Consider the following 20,001-nt stretch of genomic DNA (forward strand, 5'->3'; position numbering starts at 1 on the left):
TCTGAAAAGAAACTATCTTCGCCGCACAACCCAAATCTATAATTTATGAAAAAAATTCTACTTAGTTTTTTTATTGTTTTTGCTGTGTCCAGCTGCGTTATGAAAGAAAAAATGATACTTAATGAAGACGGATCAGGAAGTTTTTCATATGGTTTCGATTTTTCGGGCATCTTTAAAGTGGGATTTAAGAGCAATGATTCTATAAAAAAGAAGCAGACAATGGATACCGTTTTTACTTTTAAGGAGGTTTTTGCAAAAGCAAAGGACAGTATTGCCAAATTGTCTGACACTGATCAGCAGAAAATAAAGATTCTTGAAAAATTCAAAGTACATGTTAAGTCCAATGAAGACAAAAAGCAGTTAGAGTTTGATATGGAATATAATTTTTCTTCTGCCGATAGTCTCAAAAAAATGGTTTCGCCTTTTGATGTTCTTGAAGCGATGCCCAAAGTAGGGCCGGGTAAACAATTAGGGGACTTAAGTGCCGTTTCAGAAAAAGAAAAGGAAAAAAGTATGTTTACCTATAACTATGATGGAAAGGTTTTTGAAAAGATTTTGAGTACAGGAGAAGAGGATAAAGCAAAGAAAGACAAGAAGAAAAAGGAAAAACAGGAGGAAAATGTGCTGACAAAACAGATGGATGAAATGCTTAAAGAATGTAAATATTCGTTTGAGTACCATTTTCCAAAAAGAATAAAAACGGTTTCACTAAAAAAAGCAGTTATTTCAAAAGACAGAAAAAGCTTTACATTAGATATTCCGTTAAAGGAACTTCCGGAGAATGAGAAAGAATTAGGCTTCAAAGTACTGTTTGAAAATTAACAGGAGACTTAAAATTCAGAACCAGACAATTAAAAATAGACTTCGTATCTTTGATAAAAAATTACACCACGATGAAATTATATAAACTATTAAGTTTTTCTTTTTTATTAGCAGCTTTAACCAGCTGTACTTTTACCGAAAATATCTATATCAACGATAACGGAACCGGAAAATTCTCTGTAGACATGGATGGTTCTGCTTTGATGGAAATGGCAGGCGATCAGATTGGAAGCCAGATGGGAGCCGATGCTAAAAAGGATATCGATTCTACTTTTACTTTCAAACAGTTATTTGAAGAAAAAAAAGACAGTATTGCTAAACTTTCACCAGAGGTGCAGAAGGAACTTAAAAGACTGGAAAATTTTGTGGTATCGACAAAAATGAGTGCCGAGAAAAAGCAGTTTCAAATGATTTTTACGACTGATTTTAAAAATGTAAATGAACTGCAGGATATTCTGCAAACGGCAAGTGCCCTGCAAAAACTGGAAGGAAGTGCCGCAGCGACACCAATGGGAAGCGGTTTTGGAGACAATAAAAGCAAACTAAGTTACTCATACGACGGAAAGAAATTTATTAGAAAAGCCGTTATCGATAAACAGAAACTGGCCGAAAAAGCAAAAGATTCGACAGCTGATATGTCCAAAATGATGTTTGCTTCATCTAATTATGTCGTGAAATATCATTTTCCGAAGAAGATTAAAAAAGTATCCAATCCGAACGCTTTGTTCAGTGACGACAGAAAATCAATTACAATTCAATACCCTTTCACGGATTATATGGAGAATCCTGACAAACTCAACTTTGAAGTAGAGTTTGAAAAATAAATACAATGAACAAGAAAATCCAACTTCAGGATCTGGGAAACCGGGATTATAAATCGACCTGGGAATATCAGGAAGAACTTTTCAAAGACATAGTCGATTTAAAAATCAGGAACAGACGGGAAGAACTTGATCTGCCAACAACTAATTATTTATTGTTTGTAGAGCATCCGCACGTGTATACTTTGGGTAAAAGCGGCGATTTAGAAAATTTACTATTAAACGAAAAACAGCTCGAAGCCAAAGGAGCTTCTTTTTATAAAATCAACCGTGGCGGCGATATTACCTATCACGGTCCGGGACAGATTGTAGGTTATCCGATTCTCGATTTAGAAAATTTCTTTACGGATATTCATAAATACCTTCGTCTGCTCGAAGAATCTATGATTTTAACTCTGGCAGAATACGGTCTGGAATCCGGCAGGAGCGAAGGCGAAACCGGAGTATGGCTGGGCGTGGGTACACCGTTTGCCCGCAAAATATGCGCAATGGGCGTTCGTGCCTCGCGCTGGGTAACCATGCACGGATTTGCTTTAAATGTAAATGTCGATTTAGGTTATTTTGATAATATTATTCCATGCGGTATCCGCGGTAAAGGAGTAACCTCTTTAAATGTTGAACTTGGCGTAGAAAAAGTAGACGAAGAAGAAGTAAAATCGAAAATCATAAAACACCTTACGGATTTATTCGAAGCGGAATTTGTTAAGTAAGGTTCTATAAAAACAGCATATGAAAAATGCCGAAGAAAATAACAATTACAGAATTGCAGTTCCTTCGGCATTTGAAACTGTTTTTTCCCACTTTTATTTTGCCGAAAACAAAACAGCAGTTCCTGTAACCAAAACATTACTGCCCAGTTTTCAGACTCTGCTGGCTTTTAATTTTGGAACTAAAGCCTCTCTCAAATCACAGCAGAATACGTTTTTAGAAGTTGAAAAATGTATTGTTCTCGGCCCTGTAAAACAAGCTTTTGAATATACTTTGCAGCCGGGGTCCGAAATCCTGGTCGCTAATTTTAAAGAAGATGCTTTTTATCGGTTTTTTGGAAATGTACTTTTTGATTCCCTTCCTGTTCATCCCGATCAGCTGATGCAGGAAAACTGTTTTTCCCTTTTATGGGAAGAACTTAAAAAACTTTCGGATACGCAGGAACGGGTAAATTATATCCTGGATTTTTGTACACCTTATTTAAGGGAGCAAAACAGTATAACCAAACTCCTGAAAGACTTTCAGGAACCTAATCTGAATCCTGTAAAAGTAATCGCTTCAAAAATCAATCAGACCGAAAGAAACATTCAGCTCCGCCAGAAGAAAATTTTTGGTTATAGTATAAAGGAAGCAAACCGTTATCAAAGGTTTTTAAAAGCTGTTGGTCAGATTCAGAAAAATACCACAGGCGATTCTAAAACAGACTGGCTGGCAGTTGTAGAAGAATGCGGTTATTACGACCAGAGCCAGCTTATTCATGATTTTAAATTTTACATGAATATTTCTCCCACAAAATTTTTACAGTTTCAAAACGATATCTGCAGTTCAGGGGCAGAATAAGCCGATTTCGTTTTCTTACAATGGGTACCGGAACCCGCGTTTTACATTTGTCATGTTAATCTTTAAAAAACAGTAAACATGAAAAATCTAATTATTTATGCGCATCCTAATCCGGAAAGTTTAAACCATTTCTTTAAAAATACAATTGTCGAAATTCTGGAAAAATCAGGACAGGAAATCATAGTCCGTGATTTAAATGCGATTCGTTTTAATCCCGTACTTTCTCTGCAGGATATGTACGGACAGCGGGCAGGGCAGGTAGCTGCCGATGTAAAAACGGAACAGGATTTTATCAGTTGGGCCGATCAGATTATTTTTATTTATCCGATCTGGTGGACGGGAATGCCGGCTGTTATGAAAGGTTATATTGACCGTGTTTTTAGTTACGGTTTTGCTTATCGGTATGATCAGGGAGTGCAAAAAGGACTACTCAAAGGGAAACAGACGGTTATTATTAATTCGCACGGAAAATCAAATGCCGAATATCAGGCATCAGGCATGGACAAAGCGCTGGCTTTAACTTCAGACACCGGAATTTTCGGGTACTGCGGACTGGAAATTAAACAGCATTTTTATTTTGATAAAGCCGACAGGGCTTCTTTGGAATCTGTTTTAGACTGGGAACAGCAGCTTAAGAGTGCTTTTAAATCTCCGGAAGAAACCCCTGTTTTTGGTTAGAAAAGTATTTTTGAAAAAAAATATTGTAAAAAATGTAAAAATGAGAGAACAGGAGCCGGGATTTTGAAAGGATAACAAATTAGGCAGATCTTGCCGATTTCTGAGGTTTTTAAGTTAAATTTGGTTTTATACTTTTATCGAAGGCTTTAACTAAATCCCATTACTTATGAAACAACTCTACTTCATCTGCTTCCTTTTTATGTTTAACGGACTTTTTGCCCAGAAAAAGGAGAAATTAAATCCCATTGCGGTTTATGAAAAAGTATGGCAGGAACGTAATAGTGATGCCCGGTTAAAACTAATAAAATCAGTCTGGCTGGACGACAGTACTTTTGAAGATCCTTCGGCTTCTGTAAAAGGTATAGTGCCTTTTAATAATGTGATCAGCGAGTTTTATAAAAAAAATCCCGATGCCTTATTTAGCTCAGGTCCTAAAATTGTAAAAGACAATTACATTACCTGGGAATGGAAAATTATGGATGCTAAAAAGAATACACTTATAATGGGCGGACGCGATTTTGCCCGTTTAAACGGTAAAGGCCAGGTAAGTAAAATTATTAGTTTTTGGGATTCAGGAGCCGAATTGTCTGAAACAGATATTTTAAACAAATTGGAAGCCGATAATTTAAAAGTAGTGTCACAATATTTTGAATGCCTTTTCAAAACAAAGGATTTGATTAAAATGTCTGCTTTGATTGAAGAAGGAGCTCCGTACTATCAGGCCGAAGGATTACCGTATGGCGGGACTTACAAAGGATTTAATGAATGGACCAAAATGTTTACCAAATCGGCAGAGTTCTGCAGTCTGGAAATAGAAAAAGAACCGGTTTATTTTACTGATGCTTCCAAAAATGAAGTCATTTTGTATTTTACGATAAAAGCCACCGCTAAAAAATCCGGTAAAGCCATTTCGGTACCTGTTTCGGAACATTTTGATTTAAAAAATGGAAAAATTACGGCGGTGAGACCGTTTTATTTTGATACCAAACAATTTGCCGAATTCCTGAAAAGCAGAAAGTAGAACAATGCTGCCTATGGAAAATGAAGAAAAAAAATTATTTTTAAATCATCTGCAAATTCCGGAAAAGGAATTACAGGAACTAACCGAAATTTCGGAATATGCCGTACTGCCAAAAGGACATTGTTTTATTAATGAAGGCCAGACTCCCCGAAAAATAGCTTTTGTGATTGAGGGATTATTTAGGTATGTCTATGTGGATGCAAAAGGAAATGAAGTGACAAAGAATATCATCACGGAAAAGAATTTTATAAGTTCCTATTCCGCAATGATTCAGAGCAGTCCTTCTTATTTTTCAGTCGAAGCACTGGAAAAATCTGAATTTATAGAGATAGACTATGCTGGCTGGCTGGCAATAAAAGAAAGAAATCCGTTCTGGAATGGTTTTTTGCTCAAAATAATCGAAAAAGCTTTTTGTGTAAAAGAAAAAAGAGAAAGAGAACTCCTTCTGCTGGATGCAGAAAAGAGATATGAGCTGTTTGTACATGAATTTCCCCATTTAGAAAATCGTGTTTCACAGCAGATCATTGCTTCCTATTTAGGGATTCAGCCCGAATCCCTGAGCAGACTAAAAAGAAAATACAGGACTTAACACAGGTCAATGGAAAAGAGTTTCTGTAAAACTATTTTTGAATTTTGTTTAAAATAATAGTTTATGGAAATTAAAAATAATACCATTGTAATAACAGGAGGCAGTTCCGGTCTGGGATTTGAAATGTGCCGCCAGCTAATCCAAAAAGGAAACAAAGTAATTACCTGTTCGCGTTCGTTCGAAAAACTAAAAGAAGCCCGGAAGCAGCTTCCGGGTCTAATTATCTACCAGTGCGATATTGCGCAGGAATCCCAATGCGAAGATTTTGCTGAATGGCTTCGTCTTAACTACCCTGAAATAAATATTTTAATCAATAATGCCGCTGCTGCGAACAAAAGCAATTTTACAGAAGACCGTTTTATTCTGGACAAATTAGATGCTGAATTAGCGGTAAACCTCAGGGCTCCGATACGATTGATCAAATTATTGTATCCGCTTTTGATACAAAATGAAAATCCTAAAATCATAAACATTACGACCGGGCTGGTGTATGTACCAAGAATTATTTATCCGTTTTACAATGCGGCTAAATCTGCATTACATTCTTTCACACAAGTTTTAAGGGAACAGCTTAAAAATGAAAAAATAAAAATTACAGAAGTCCTGTTTCCGGTAGTAAATACGCCCTGGCACCAAGGAGAAGTGCCTAAAACAGCTATTTCGGCAGAAAGAGCCGTTTCAGAAATGCTTAAAGGAATTACCAATAATCAGCCTGAGGTCAGAGTTGCAAAAGTAAAACTGCTTTATCTTCTTTTTCGAATAATGCCCCGTTTTGCATTCAGGAAAATAAATGGTCTTGATTAAAGAAATTTGCAGTGGTTTTTTGTATAAATAGTTTTTTGTTACTATTTGAATTCCAGATAGTTGCTCCCCTTACTAGATGCTTATGTAATACAAAAGCTAATTTAAATTAAATAAAAAGTAAGAAAAAAGTTAAAATTTAACATTTTCAAATTGTTAATGTAAGAAAATAATTTCAGATTTGCCGGCTATTTATTAACCAAATAAAAGCAAAAAATGAAATTACAGTTGAAATGTATTTTAACATTATTTATGATGTTAATGATACAAATGGCTTTCTCTCAGGAGAGAGTAGTTTCCGGAAAGGTATCTGATGAGACCGGGTTTCCTCTTCCGGGTGTTAGTGTTCTGATTAAAGGAACAAAAAAAGGAACCCAAACCGATATCGATGGGAATTACTCCGTCAAAGCAGCTTCGGGAGAGGTTATAGTTTTTAGTTACGTGGGTATGAAGACTCAGGAAATTCAGGCGTCGTCTACAGTTGTAAACGCAAAGATGGCCAGCATTTCTAATGAACTTGAAGGTGTTGTAGTAACAGCCTTAGGAATTAAAAGAGAGAAAAAATCCCTTGGATATGCTTCGCAGGAAATAAAAGGAGCCGATTTGAATTCAGGAGCTGCAAGCGGGAATTTCTTAAATGAAATTTCAGGAAAAGCGGCCGGCGTTTACATTCGAAAAAATACCAATTTTGGAGGTTCGACCAATGTGGTATCAAGAGGTGTTAAAAACCTGACAGGTGATAACCAGATGCTTATTGTTATAGACGGTATGCCTATTAACAACAGTAATATTAACTCCAATACGGCAAAGCAGACAGAAGGAGTCCGAAATACTTATGATTACGGAAATGCGGGTATGGACATTAATCCGGATGATATCGAATCGTTAAATATCCTGAAAGGAGCAGCGGCGGCTGCTTTGTACGGCTGGCAGGCAGGTAATGGTGTGATCATGATTACCACTAAAAAAGGGAAAGCAAAAAAAGGAATTGGAATTACGGTTTCGAGTGAATTCACTTTAGGATCACTTGATAAAAAAACTTTTCCAGTATATCAAAATAAATATGGTCAGGGCTACGGACCGACTTATGATGATAAAGGAAATCCAAAAGGAATACCGGTTGGGCCAACAGGAGCTTTTTTTGTAATTGATAAAGACGGGAATCAGGTGGCAACTACTTTTGACGATGCTTCTTACGGTGTCGCTTTTGATCCTGGTTTAATGGTTTACCAATGGAATGCCTACACCCCTTATTCTTCGAATTACGGGCAAAAAACACCCTGGGTTGCTGCAGCCAACGGCCCGGTAACTTTTTTTCAAACGGCACAAACATTCAATAATTCCATCTCGTTTGAAGACGGAAATGAAAAAAGCAATATTGTGATCAATTACAACAATTTTAAGGAAAACGGAATATTGCCTAACAGTGAATTAAAAAAGAATAACTTAAGCCTTAAGTTAAACCATAAATTCACGGATAAATTATCAGCGAATGTTTTTGCGAATTATATGGCGCAAACCACGGTTGGACGAAATTCCACCGGATACAGCGGAGATAATGTAGTGAGCAGTTTTAGGCAATGGTGGCCGGTAAATGTTGATATAAAAGAACTGAAAAGTGTTTTTGAAAATTCAGGAGGACAAAACATAGCCTGGCATATGGAGGATCCTGCTAATGGAAAAACAAATGTTAAGTCTCAAAATAACCCGTACTTTACCCGATATAAAAACTTTCAGTCTGATGAGAGAAACCGTTTTATCGGCTATGTACAATTAGATTATAAAATCACAGACTGGTTAACAGCTTCAGGAAAGGCCAGTACAGACAGTTATGCCGAGCTGCGGGAAGAGAGAAGAGCAGATGGGGCAAGTAGTGCCGTTTTTGGTGTAAGCAGGGCATCTGTTCCGTCAGGATATCAAAAATACAACGGTATGTTCTCTGAGCAGAATTATCAGTTTACTTTAAACTTCAATAAAAAGCTTACTGATGCTATTTCTTTAAATGGTTTGTTAGGGTACAATGCTTTAAGAACGAGACGAACTTCAACTTTAGCCTCTACAGAAGGCGGACTCATTATACCGGGTATTTATTCCTTAAACAATTCAAATTCGGCAGCACCGTTTCCGGTTGAAAGAGAAGATAATTCGGGAGTTAACAGTGTGTACGCCTCAGCCTCTTTGGGGTATAAAGATTTTGTGTTCCTGGAAGGCACGGTACGTAATGATGCATTTTCTACTTTACCTAAAGGAGACAATGCCGTAAATACTTTTTCAACATCGGCAAGTTATGTCTTCACACAGCACGTTAATAAGGATTGGCTTTCGTTTGGGAAGCTGAGAGTAAGTTATGCTGAAAATCCGCAGGGAAATATTGACTTGTATGCCCTGCAGGATACTTTTGATAAATTTGATAATTTCGGTTCCAATCCGCTTTATTCAAAGCCTAATATTGCGGCAAATGCCCATCTGCGCCCCGTAAAAACAGCCTCTCAGGAAGTGGGTTTAGAACTGCAGTTTTTTAACAGAAGGCTCGGGCTGGATACCAGTATATACAAGAGTTTAAGTTCAGATCAGATATTTCCGGTTGATTATTCTACGGCAACAGGATATTCTTCAAAATATGTAAATGCCGGTTCGGTTGAGAATAAAGGTGTCGAAATCCAGCTTAATGCCACACCAGTTAAAATGAAAGATTTTCAATGGGAGGTTTTTGTAAACTGGTCCAAAAATAAGAATACAGTCGTGGAACTGACAGAGGGTATAGAAACACTGACTTTGGGTTCTTTCCAGGGAGGCGTAAGTATTGTAGCTAAAAAAGGCCAGCCCTATGGGAATATTATCGGGGCAGATTATGTCTACGCAGCCGATGGACAAAAAATCACGAAAAACGGAACTTATGTGATCACATCAACCACTACGAATGTGATTGGAAATGTAACACCGGACTGGATAGGCGGAATTCGAAACAAATTTACATACAAACAAGTTTCATTCGGCTTTTTGATTGATATGCAAAAAGGCGGTGATATCTTTTCATTAGATCAGTATTATGGACAAAATTCCGGGCTTTACGAATCTACCGCCGGTTATAACGAATTAGGAAATCCGGTACGTAATACACTGGCCAACGGAGGCGGGGTAATATTGCCGGGTGTAAATGCCGACGGAACTCCAAATACAACCCGAACACCTGCTCCGGAAGTGGCAGGAGGAGTTTACGGTTATACTAAAAATCCACAAAAAGCTTTTATTTATGATGCGGGTTATATCAAATTAAGAGAAGCAAGTATCACCTATACTTTTCCAACGGAGATGGTATCTAAAATGAAATTAACAGGTTTAAAACTGTCTCTGGTAGGTTCCAATTTATGGATCATTCATAAAAATCTTCCCGGTGCAGATCCGGAAAGCGGACTTAGTTCAGGTAATCTGTCAGCAGGTTATTCAAGCGGCTCACTGCCTACTACACGAAACATTGGCTGTAACCTAACCTTAAAATTTTAAATCATGAAAAAAATACTTTTATTACTGTCTTTTCTGGGTATTCTGGTTTCCTGCAGTGCTGATCTTACAGATGAAAATGTCGATCCAAAGAAGCCAACGACTACTAAACCTGAATATTTATTTTCAAGTGCCCAGAAAAAATTGGTGGACCAAATGGTAAATACTAACGTTAATAATAATGTTTTCAGGCTTTTTGCTCAGCAATGGGCAGAAACAACTTATCCTAGTGAAAGCCAGTACGATCTTACCGGCAGAAAAATACCGGATAATCATTTTACTATATTTTACAGAGATGTATTGTCTGATTTAGCAGAGTCTAAATCAATGATTGAAGCTCAGTCGGTTATTACAGATGCTGAAATTGCTGTACAGCAGAATAAATTAGCCCTTATTGATGTGCTGCAGGTATATTCATATAGTATATTAGTAGATACATTTGGAAATGTTCCATATACACAGGCTGGTGATATTGTAAAATATCCGCTTCCGGCTTATGATGATGCCAAAACCATTTATAGAGATCTTATCGCAAGACTGGTTAAGGATGAAGCTGTATTTAAAAAAAATGCCTTAAGTCCTAATTTTGGCAGTGCTGATATTATTTATTCAGGAAATCCTGCCAGCAATGTTAAGTGGGCCAAATTTGTTAATTCCTTAATTATAAAACTGGCTGTAAATATTTCCGATGTCGAGCCGGCTTATGCGGCAGCACAGCTTCAGGCAGCATTAGCAAACGGACCTCTTTCCGGTAATGCAGACAATATAAGACTTGTATATTTGGCTACGACAGGAAATCAGAATCCGTTATATACTGATCTGGTTGCCAGTAAGAGAACTGATTTTGTTCCGGCTGAACCTTTTGTAGCAGCAATGGATGCTGTTGGAGATCCGCGAATGGTAAAGTATTTTGTTAATGATACCCCAACGCCGGAGCTTCCTGCCGGAAGAACTTTTGTTGGTGGAACTTACGGAGAGGCCAATGTATATGCTGCTTCTTCACATTTAACGAAAACTTTTAACAGCCCAACATTTCCGGGAACCTTGTTTGATTACGCAGAACTTCAGTTTTTACTGGCAGAAGCCGCAGAGAAAAATTTAATTCCGGGTGGATCTGTTCAGGCTAAACACTATTACAATGCCGGTATCACGGCCTCAATGCTGGATTGGGGATTAACAGAAGCCGATGCCGCAGCTTATCTTGAAAAACCCAAAGTTGATTATTCTAATGTTCAGAGCGGTGCTACCTGGAAAGAAAAAATAGGAACTCAGGCCTGGTTTGCCCTTTATAACAGAGGATTCGAAGCCTGGACATCCTACAGAAGGCTGGATTTTCCGGTTTTAAAAGCACCTAAGTCAGCTATTGATAAAAATATTTTGACAGTTCCTGTGCGATATACCTATCCGGGAAAAGAACAGTCTGTAAATGGAACCAATTATACAAAAGCGGCCAATGATATTGGAGGAGATAAAATGAATACAAAGTTATTTTGGGATAAATATTAAATAGCTGGAAAGAGAAAGGGCTGTCTAAAGATTTAGACAGCCCTTTTATATTATTCGAAATTAAGTTCCAGCTGATCCGGTAAAAGCCGGAAACTCATACGGTGGTATTTTGTTGTGCCGTATTTTTTAATCGCTTCACGGTGTTCTTTGGTAGGATAGCCTTTATTTTTTTTCCAGTTGTACATTGGGAACTCTTCGTGAATCATGTCCATATATTCGTCACGGTAGGTTTTGGCCAGAACCGAAGCTGCCGCAATACTGAGGTATTTTGAATCTCCTTTTATGATGCTTTTGTTTGGAATGGATTTCAGAAGTTCAATTTCTTCAGCAGAAAATTGTTTTCCAAAAGTATTTTTTAAACCAAGTTTAGCGTTTAATGAACGGTTTCCGTCGACAATAATATATTCAGGAACCTGTTTCAGCTTTAAAATACATTCCTGCATACCTTTCATAGAAGCATTTAAAATATTTATTTCGTCAATTTCATCCGGAAACAAATGAGTAACCGCAAAACAAACAGCATGCTGTTCAATAATAGGTTTTAAAGAGGCTCTTGTTTTTTCAGAAAGCTGTTTACTGTCGTTTAAAATTTCGTGCTCAAAATCTGCAGGCAGGATAATGGCAGCAGCCGTTACAGGACCTGCAAGACAGCCTCGGCCAGCCTCATCGGTTCCGGTTTCCAAAACAAATCCGGAGAAATTTTTTTCAAGCATTTTTTTAAACTTTAAAAGAGAAATGAAATAAAATTTTCAGCAAAAATATTCGTTTTCATACTGTCTGCCAAGGTAAATGCAGAATTTGAAGTGTTTTTTTATTTATACATATTTATCATTTACCTTTGCTTAGCAAATTTTGTCGAAATAATTATCTATAAAGCTATCCAATGAGAATATTCATTTTTCTATATCTATTAGTTGTACCTGCATTATTGTTTTCTCAGGAAAAACCAAAACCCGCCTCTAAGAATAATTTAGATATGAATACGCAATATTCCAGTATTACAGATACGGTTAAAAAGAAAAAATCAAAAATTGCGACTATAGATCAATATCAGATTATTACGCTGGAGCATGATACGATTTATGCCGATACTTCGCTGACGATAAAAAGTGCTTATAAGCAGAATCATCTTCGAAAAGATCTTTTTGGACTGCTGGAGTTTTCCAATATCGGACAGCCGTTAAATACCCTGCAATACAGTTTAACCAGTTATTCGCCTTATCCTGAAATTGGTTTTAGCGCCAAACATTTTAATTATATACAGGCAGAAGATGTACGCTATTATTCTGCGGCAACCCCTTTTACAGAGTTGTTTTTTAATACAACGATTAACAAAGGGCAGAATGTGGACTCATTTATAACGTTGAATACGTCCAAGAACCTAAATTTTTCTATTGCTTACAGAGGGTTACGTTCAGAAGGAGATTATATCAACCAGCTGGTTAGTGCCGGAAACTTTAGGTTTACCACCAGTTATGCCACAACCAACAGAAGATACACTTTAAATGCACATTATACTTATCAGGACAATTCAAACGAAGAAAATGGAGGGATTACCACTCCTGAAGATTTTGAAAGCGACAATCCTGATTATAAAAACCGTCAGCGTTTACAGGTTTACCTGACTGATGCAAAATCCTTTTTAAAAGGAAGACGTTTGTTTTTTGACCATGCTTTTAGAATAAATCCTAAAAACGTAAGCAATAATTTGTACGTCAACCATCAGTTCAATTATGAAAACAAATTTTATGAATACAATCAGGCAACAGTTTTATCAACAGTTGACGGAGAACTGATTCAGCGTTTTGGAGAATCATATGTAACCAGCGGGATAAACGATCAGACGCATTTTGAAAGACTTTATAATAAAGTGGGGCTGGCTTATGAAAACTCTCTTTTAGGAAAATTTAATTTCTTTGTAGATGACTACAGATCTAATTACCAATATGATAAAATCATAGTTTTTAAAGACGGGAGAACGATTCCGGATAATTTGTTTCTTCAGATCAATAACGCCGGAGCACAGTACGAATACCAAAAGAATAAGTGGAACGGAAGATTTTTATATACCAGATCTATTACCAATCAGTCCCTTTCTGACCTCGATGCCAAACTGCGATATGATTTAAGCGAGAAAATCCAGTTTGATTTCAGGTTTCGTAACATTAATAAACTGCCTAACAACAACTACAATTTGTACCAGAGCAGTTATGTAGCGTACAACTGGTCGAACAATTTTAAGAATGAAAAAATAAATATGTTAGGGGCCAAGATTTACACCCCGTGGTTAAATGCTGAGGCGACTTATACAGTTTTAAAAGACCATTTGTATTTTGAAGATGCTTCTACAGCTGATCAGATTGCAGAACAAACCCAGATTATAAAACCGGCACAATACGGAAATAATATTAATTTCCTCGAAATTAAGGCTAATAAAGAATTTAAATTTGGAAAGTTTGGGTTTGATAATACCCTGCTGTATCAAAAAGTAGATCAGTCGGACTTAATTTTAAATGTACCTGATTTTGTAACCCGAAATACATTGTACTATTCTAATTACTATTTCAAGAAGGCATTATATGCACAGGGAGGAGTTGTATTTAACTATTTTACTAAATATTACGGTAATGGTTTTAATCCTGTTATAGGCGAATTTTTTGTGCAGACAGATAAAGAAATAGGAAATTATGCTACTATTGATGTTTTTATAAATGCCAGAATCCGTCAAACCCGTTTCTATGTAAAAACAGAGCATTTAAACGCGCTATTTTCGCCAAGTAATTATTATTCGGCACCCAATAATCCGTATCGCGATTTCGTAATCCGATTCGGTCTGGTTTGGAATTTCTTCCAGTAAAAAGTGCGGGGACTTATTTTAAATACCACATAAAACTTAAATAAAAATGGACTTTTCAAATAATATTTTAGAAACAATTGGTAATACACCATTGGTAAAACTCAACAAAATTGTTGCTGAAATTGATGCGTTAGTATTAGCAAAAGTCGAGACTTTTAATCCCGGGAACTCTGTAAAAGACAGGATGGCGGTAAAGATGATTGAAGATGCTGAGGCAGACGGACGACTTAAGCCAGGAGGAACCATTATAGAAGGAACTTCCGGCAATACCGGAATGGGACTGGCACTGGTTGCTATTGTAAAAGGCTACAAGCTGATCTGTGTAATTTCAGATAAACAGTCTAAAGAAAAAATGGATATTCTGCGTGCTGTAGGAGCAAAAGTTGTAGTTTGTCCTACCGATGTTGAACCTACTGATCCCCGCTCTTATTATTCGGTTTCAAAACGTTTAGCCGAAGAAACACCTAACTCATGGTATGTAAACCAGTACGATAATATGTCCAATTCACTGGCACATTATGAGCAGACAGGGCCTGAAATCTGGAAACAGACAGAAGGTAAAATTACACATTTTGTGGTAGGAGTAGGAACAGGAGGAACGATCTCCGGAGTGGGAAGATATTTGAAAGAAAAAAATCCGGATATTAAAATCTGGGGAATTGATACTTATGGTTCTGTTTTTAAGAAATACCATGAAACGGGAATTTTTGATGAAAATGAAATTTACTCGTATATAACAGAAGGTATCGGAGAAGATATTTTACCTAAAAATGTTGACTTCTCGCTGATTGACGGTTTTACAAAAGTAACCGATAAAGATGCAGCAGTTTATACCCGAAAAATTGCGCTTGAAGAAGGAATTTTTGTAGGGAATTCAGCCGGAGCCTGTATAAAAGGCCTGCTTCAGTTAAAAGAGCATTTTAAACCGGATGATGTTGTAGTGGTACTTTTTCACGATTCGGGAAGTCGTTATGTAGGTAAAATGTTCAACGATGACTGGATGCGCGAGCGTGGGTTTTTAGAAGAAAATGTAACTAAAGCCGAGGATGTTATTAAAGATCATATCGATAAAGAATTAATTGTAGTCAGAACAGAAGAATTGGTTTCGCATGCTATTGAGCGTATGCGTAAATACAAAATCTCACAGATTCCGGTGGTAGACATAACCGGATTTGTTGGTTCTGTAGATGAAACAGATTTATTCAGAAGTTATGTAGCGGATAAAAATGTAGCCGAAAAACCAATTAAAGAAGTAATGGGCAAACCTTTTCCAATTGTAAAATTAGGTACACCAATTGAAGAAGTTTCTAAACTTTTCAGTAAAGAAAATGATGCTGTTTTGGTTGATTTAGGAAACGGAAGCCACCATATTATTACTAAATATGATATTATTGGGGCTATAAAATAAACCGCTTTTTAATCTCCTGTTTAATCCGCAAGATTGATTTTTAGATCAACCTTTGCGGATTTTTTTTATAATTGTTTGAAAAAACAATTTAAAAATGTAAGAATAGTTTTAAAATTTATTATTTTTAGGTTTTGTTTGACGCTTTAAAATCTAAAAAAAATGAAAGAAGATTTCCTTCATTATCTTTGGAAATTCAGGAAGTTTGATACTCTGAATTTAAGAACGGTGCAGAATGAACCCGTTGTTATTATTAAAACGGGAGATTATTTAGAACTTTCGGGACCTGATTTTTTTAATGCTCTAATTAAAATCGGAGATCAGAAGTGGGCGGGGAATGTAGAAATTCACCTGAAATCTTCAGACTGGTACCTGCATCATCACGAAAAAGATCCGGCTTACGAAAATGTAATTCTGCACGTGGTATGGGAAAATGACACTGCTGTTTTTAGGGAAGATAATACAGAAATTCCGGTATTGGTTTTAAGAGATTATGTTGCCAAAGAAACACTGGCAGGTTATACAACCCTCACAACACCCAAAAGCTGGATTTCGTGCGAGAAACAAATTAGTGAAACAGACGATTTTGTTTTTAAGAACTGGCAGGAAAGATTGTTCTTCGAGCGTCTGGAACGAAAGTCTAAAACGGTTTTGAAACTGTTGGACGAAACCCATCAGGATTGGGAAGCTGTTTTGTTTTGTCTGCTGGCCAAGAATTTCGGTCTAAATACGAACGGATCTTCCTTTTTGCAGATTGCCAAATCAATTCCTTTTTCGGTGATAAGAAAAGAAGGTTTTGAAGTGGAAAATCTGGAAGCATTGTTATTTGGAGCTGCTGGTTTGCTGGAGGGTGAAAAAGAAGATGTGTATTTTAAAGATTTAAAATTCCGGTATTTTTATCTTCTTAATAAATACCAGCTGGAAAAAGTTATTACAGAACCGGTTCAGTTTTTTAAACACAGACCGGATAATTTTCCAACAATCCGGCTTTCTCAACTGGCCGCTTTATATCATAAATACCAAAATTTATTTTCAGAAATTGTCCGTCTGCAGTCGGTTGCGAGTGTTTATAAACTGCTTGCGGTCTCAGTAAGTACCTATTGGGAAAATCATTATTTATTTGATAAGAAGAGTCGTTATAAAAGCAAAATGCTCTCCAGGGCTTTTCTTGATCTTGTCATCATTAATACGATAATTCCGGTTCAGTTTGCTTACTCAGGAACGATTGGAACATTTATATCAGAAGAATTGATTAGGTTTATGAATGAAGTTGATCCTGAGAAAAATGTCATTGTAGAAAAGTTTCATTCTTTTGGGATAAAACCGAAAAGTGCTTTTGAAACTCAGGCTCTATTAGAGTTGAAAAATGAATATTGTAATCACAAAGCTTGTCTGAGATGTGCAGTAGGAATGGAGCTGCTGAAAAATAATTAAGCAATTTAAAAAAACGGATCACCAGATAATTTGTAGTTTTGTAAAATCTAACCGTCTTTTTCATAATAGACACAAAATTAAAAGTACGAATGTCAGCTATTTTAAGATTAAAGTTTTTCTTCGAAAAATATGGTTTTCATGTATCTTCCAGATTAGCAGATAAACTGGGTATGCGTGTTACAAGTGTCCGGTTGTTTTTTATCTACATTTCGTTTGTAACAGCCGGTTTAGGATTTGGGGTTTATCTCACGCTTGCATTCTGGATTCGTCTTAAAGATTTAATCAGGGCTAAAAGAACTTCAGTATTTGATTTATAAAGAAAAACAACAGGCATAAAAAAAACGGATCATAATCATTATGATCCGTTTTTTGTTTTGTATGTACAGCAAAATTATGCTTTTTCAGGATTATTTAATTTACTGTTTTTCTTACCGTAAACAAAGTAAATAAGGATTCCTAATGCCATCCAGATTACTAATCGTGCCCAGCTTTCGTTTGGTAACGAATACATTAAGGCAAAACAGATGATGATACCGGCAATAGGTACAAATGGAACCCATGGAGTTCTGAAAGCTCTTGGTGCATCCGGCATTTTTTTACGCATTACCATAACACCTACGCAAACCAGTACGAATGCTAATAAGGTTCCAATACTTACCATATGACCCAAATCACTTACAGGAACAAGTCCGGCAAATAAACTAACAAATACTAAGAAGAAAAGGTTCGTTTTCCATGGTGTACGGAATTTAGCATGAATTTCACTAAAGAAAGGAGGTAGTAAACCATCTTTACTCATGGTGTAGAATACACGGCTTTGTCCCATAAGCATTACCAGCATTACAGAGGTATAACCAGCCAGAATAGCGATAATCAAACCAGTTTGTAAAAAGTCATAACCAGTTACAGCAAATGCAGTAGCAGCAGGTTTTGCATCTCCGGCAAATTTATAGTAAGGTACAAGTCCTGTCATTACGTGAGAGAACAATACATATAATAAAGTACAAATGATAAGTGAACCTAAAATACCAATAGGCATTCCTTTTTGAGGGTTTTTGGCTTCCTGTGCAGCTGTAGAAACAGCATCAAAACCAATAAAAGCAAAAAATACGGTACCAGCTCCCGCCGCAATTCCGGACCATCCAAATTTACCAAATTCACCTGTGTTTTCAGGAATGTAAGGAACGTAATTGGTAGGATCGATAAATTTCCATCCTAAAACAATAAAGATAATAACAACCGCTACTTTTACAACCACTAATAAATTGTTGATTGTAGCAGATTCTTTTGTTCCTTTTATTAATAGTAATGAAAGTAAGGAAACGATAAAAATAGCAGGTAAGTTTATGATTCCGCCGTCAACTACAGTTCCGTTACTTAAAGTTAATTTTTCCCATGGAGAACAAATCAATTCAGGCGGAAGGTGAATATTGAATTTAGCAAGCAGTTCCAGCAGGTAACGTGACCAGCTTACTCCGACCGTAGCGGCTCCTAATGCATATTCTAAAACTAAATCCCAGCCAATAATCCAGGCCATAAATTCTCCCATAGTAGCATACGAATACGTATAAGCACTACCGGCAACAGGAATCATGGAGGCAAATTCAGCATAACAGAGTCCGGCAAATGCGCAGCCTACAGCAGCTAAAACGAAAGAAATGGTAACAGCCGGACCAGCATGATCGGCAGCGGCAATTCCTGTTAGCGAAAATAGTCCCGCTCCAATAATTGCTCCAACTCCAAGTGCAACAAGCGAACGTGAAGATAAGGTTCTTTTTAGTCCTTTCTCAGATTCGGATGCTTCACCAAGCAATACCGAAAGAGGTTTAGTTTTCCAAATTGACATATTATAATATTGGTTTATTTGTTATTAAGCTCCAAATGTATTGTTTTTTGTAAAAAATAAAAACAATTATCATGTTTTAAGTTATAAAATATTTAATTTTTTAGAGAATCAGAAGTGCTATGTACTTTATAGCCTGAAATTTATTAATTTAATTAAAGAAGGGTTCTGATACTGTTAAAGTGTATTTTCTTTAAATTTTTAATATTTTTCTTAATAATTCAATTTATTTTCCCTTAATTTAGACTTTGCTATAACCTGTATATTTTTGTTAAAAATGAATTTTAAGGTCTTTAACGTCTATTTTAAGTTTACAAATCATCAACGAATAGGGATTTTTTTATTATTTCTTATTATAGTGGTTTTACAGCTGGTTTATTTTTTTACTGATTTCAGCCAGCCGGAACAAAAGTTTCCGGAAGAGAATCAATGGCTTTCACTGCAAGCAGAAATTGATGCTGCGAAAGAGTTAAAATCAAACGATACACATAAGGTATATACTTTTAATCCCAATTTTATTACCGACTATAAAGGATATAAACTTGGAATGTCAGTGCAGGAGATCGACAGGCTTTTAGCCTTTCGAAAAGAAAATAAGTATGTAAACTCTGCAGAAGAATTTCAAAAGGTGACACAGGTGTCGGATTCTTTATTAAAGGTATTGTCTCCTCTTTTTAAATTTCCGGACTGGACACAAAAGAAAAATGATTTTAAATCAGAGAAAAAGGAATATGTTCCAAAAACATTTGAAAAGAAAGAAAAGATTGTTTTGAGGGATATTAATCAGGCCAGTCAGGAAGATTTGATCAGAATATATGGAATAGGGGAAGGATTGTCTTCGAGAATACTGAAACAAAAAGAAATACTGGGAGGATTTGTCTCAATGGAACAAATGGAAGAAATCTGGGGGCTTTCTCCGGAAGTTATTAAAGAACTGAATGTTCATTTTACAGTTGTTGTCCCTGCCGGACTTAAGAAAATAGCAATAAATGATGCGTCTTTAAAGGAATTGTCGCAGTTTCCGTATTTTAAATATGCCCTGGCCAAAGAAATTGTTACCTGTCGAAGTATGAACGGAAATTTTAATAATATTGAGGATTTGTCAAAAATTAAAGGTTTTCCTGTTGAAAAAGCAAAAATAATTAGTTTATATTTGGAGTTCTAAAAAATTAGTA

Annotated in this window: 17 protein-coding genes; 15 read left to right on the top strand and 2 right to left on the bottom strand. The window is 36.3% G+C overall.

Annotated features, from left to right (window positions below):
* Positions 1–45 precede the first annotated feature (45 nt).
* The 10 genes from ACODST_RS15110 to ACODST_RS15155 all read left to right on the top strand — a co-directional run bounded on the left by ACODST_RS15110 (position 46) and on the right by ACODST_RS15155 (position 11,287).
* The gene (locus ACODST_RS15110) at positions 46–822 is read left to right on the top strand and encodes a hypothetical protein (protein WP_488932946.1); all 777 of its coding nucleotides are present in this window, start codon (positions 46–48) and stop codon (positions 820–822) included.
* A 71-nt stretch (positions 823–893) separates the two neighbouring features.
* Positions 894–1,646, top strand: coding sequence for a hypothetical protein (locus ACODST_RS15115; protein ID WP_488932947.1), 753 nt, complete (start codon positions 894–896; stop codon positions 1,644–1,646).
* Positions 1,647–1,651: 5 nt separating this feature from the next.
* Positions 1,652–2,353 carry a lipoyl(octanoyl) transferase LipB gene (gene lipB / locus ACODST_RS15120; RefSeq protein WP_488932948.1) on the top strand — a complete coding sequence of 234 codons (702 nt, stop codon included), beginning with the start codon at positions 1,652–1,654 and terminating at the stop codon, positions 2,351–2,353.
* A gap of 19 nt (positions 2,354–2,372) precedes the next feature.
* Positions 2,373–3,191, top strand: a complete 819-nt coding sequence (locus ACODST_RS15125; RefSeq protein WP_488932949.1) for an AraC family transcriptional regulator — start codon at positions 2,373–2,375, stop codon at positions 3,189–3,191.
* Between the two features lie 78 nt (positions 3,192–3,269).
* Positions 3,270–3,869 carry an NAD(P)H-dependent oxidoreductase gene (locus ACODST_RS15130; RefSeq protein WP_488932950.1) on the top strand — a complete coding sequence of 200 codons (600 nt, stop codon included), beginning with the start codon at positions 3,270–3,272 and terminating at the stop codon, positions 3,867–3,869.
* A gap of 166 nt (positions 3,870–4,035) precedes the next feature.
* Positions 4,036–4,890 carry a nuclear transport factor 2 family protein gene (locus ACODST_RS15135; protein WP_488932951.1) on the top strand — a complete coding sequence of 285 codons (855 nt, stop codon included), beginning with the start codon at positions 4,036–4,038 and terminating at the stop codon, positions 4,888–4,890.
* A gap of 13 nt (positions 4,891–4,903) precedes the next feature.
* Complete coding sequence (locus ACODST_RS15140; RefSeq protein ID WP_488932952.1) at positions 4,904–5,479, top strand: Crp/Fnr family transcriptional regulator; 576 nt, start codon at positions 4,904–4,906, stop codon at positions 5,477–5,479.
* A gap of 63 nt (positions 5,480–5,542) precedes the next feature.
* Entirely contained in the window at positions 5,543–6,283 is a 741-nt protein-coding gene (locus tag ACODST_RS15145) for an SDR family oxidoreductase (RefSeq protein ID WP_488932953.1), read from the top strand.
* A gap of 213 nt (positions 6,284–6,496) precedes the next feature.
* Positions 6,497–9,784, top strand: coding sequence for a SusC/RagA family TonB-linked outer membrane protein (locus tag ACODST_RS15150; RefSeq protein ID WP_488932954.1), 3,288 nt, complete (start codon positions 6,497–6,499; stop codon positions 9,782–9,784).
* Between the two features lie 3 nt (positions 9,785–9,787).
* The gene (locus ACODST_RS15155) at positions 9,788–11,287 is read left to right on the top strand and encodes a SusD/RagB family nutrient-binding outer membrane lipoprotein (RefSeq protein WP_488932955.1); all 1,500 of its coding nucleotides are present in this window, start codon (positions 9,788–9,790) and stop codon (positions 11,285–11,287) included.
* 50 nt (positions 11,288–11,337) lie between these two features.
* Here ACODST_RS15155 and rnhB read toward each other — a convergent pair whose 3' ends face one another.
* Complete coding sequence (gene rnhB / locus ACODST_RS15160) at positions 11,338–12,000, bottom strand: ribonuclease HII (protein ID WP_488932956.1); 663 nt, start codon at positions 11,998–12,000, stop codon at positions 11,338–11,340.
* 170 nt (positions 12,001–12,170) lie between these two features.
* Here rnhB and ACODST_RS15165 point away from each other — a divergent pair, with 170 nt between their 5' ends.
* The 4 genes from ACODST_RS15165 to ACODST_RS15180 all read left to right on the top strand — a co-directional run bounded on the left by ACODST_RS15165 (position 12,171) and on the right by ACODST_RS15180 (position 17,300).
* Entirely contained in the window at positions 12,171–14,144 is a 1,974-nt protein-coding gene (locus ACODST_RS15165) for a putative porin (protein WP_488932957.1), read from the top strand.
* A 46-nt stretch (positions 14,145–14,190) separates the two neighbouring features.
* Positions 14,191–15,552, top strand: a complete 1,362-nt coding sequence (locus tag ACODST_RS15170; RefSeq protein ID WP_488932958.1) for a pyridoxal-phosphate dependent enzyme — start codon at positions 14,191–14,193, stop codon at positions 15,550–15,552.
* A gap of 159 nt (positions 15,553–15,711) precedes the next feature.
* On the top strand, positions 15,712–16,983 hold the full coding sequence (locus ACODST_RS15175; RefSeq protein WP_488932959.1) for a DUF2851 family protein: 1,272 nt from the start codon (positions 15,712–15,714) through the stop codon (positions 16,981–16,983).
* Between the two features lie 89 nt (positions 16,984–17,072).
* On the top strand, positions 17,073–17,300 hold the full coding sequence (locus tag ACODST_RS15180; protein ID WP_029273438.1) for a PspC family transcriptional regulator: 228 nt from the start codon (positions 17,073–17,075) through the stop codon (positions 17,298–17,300).
* 74 nt (positions 17,301–17,374) lie between these two features.
* Here ACODST_RS15180 and ACODST_RS15185 read toward each other — a convergent pair whose 3' ends face one another.
* Positions 17,375–18,829: an amino acid permease gene (locus ACODST_RS15185; protein ID WP_488932960.1), complete on the bottom strand. Its 1,455-nt coding sequence runs from the start codon at positions 18,827–18,829 to the stop codon at positions 17,375–17,377.
* Positions 18,830–19,103: 274 nt separating this feature from the next.
* On the opposite strand from ACODST_RS15185, the gene ACODST_RS15190 reads away from it, so the two are divergent.
* Positions 19,104–19,991: a ComEA family DNA-binding protein gene (locus ACODST_RS15190; RefSeq protein ID WP_488932961.1), complete on the top strand. Its 888-nt coding sequence runs from the start codon at positions 19,104–19,106 to the stop codon at positions 19,989–19,991.
* The last annotated feature ends 10 nt before the right edge of the window (positions 19,992–20,001 follow it).

The sequence above is a fragment of the Flavobacterium sp. FG19 genome (genome assembly GCF_057809475.1).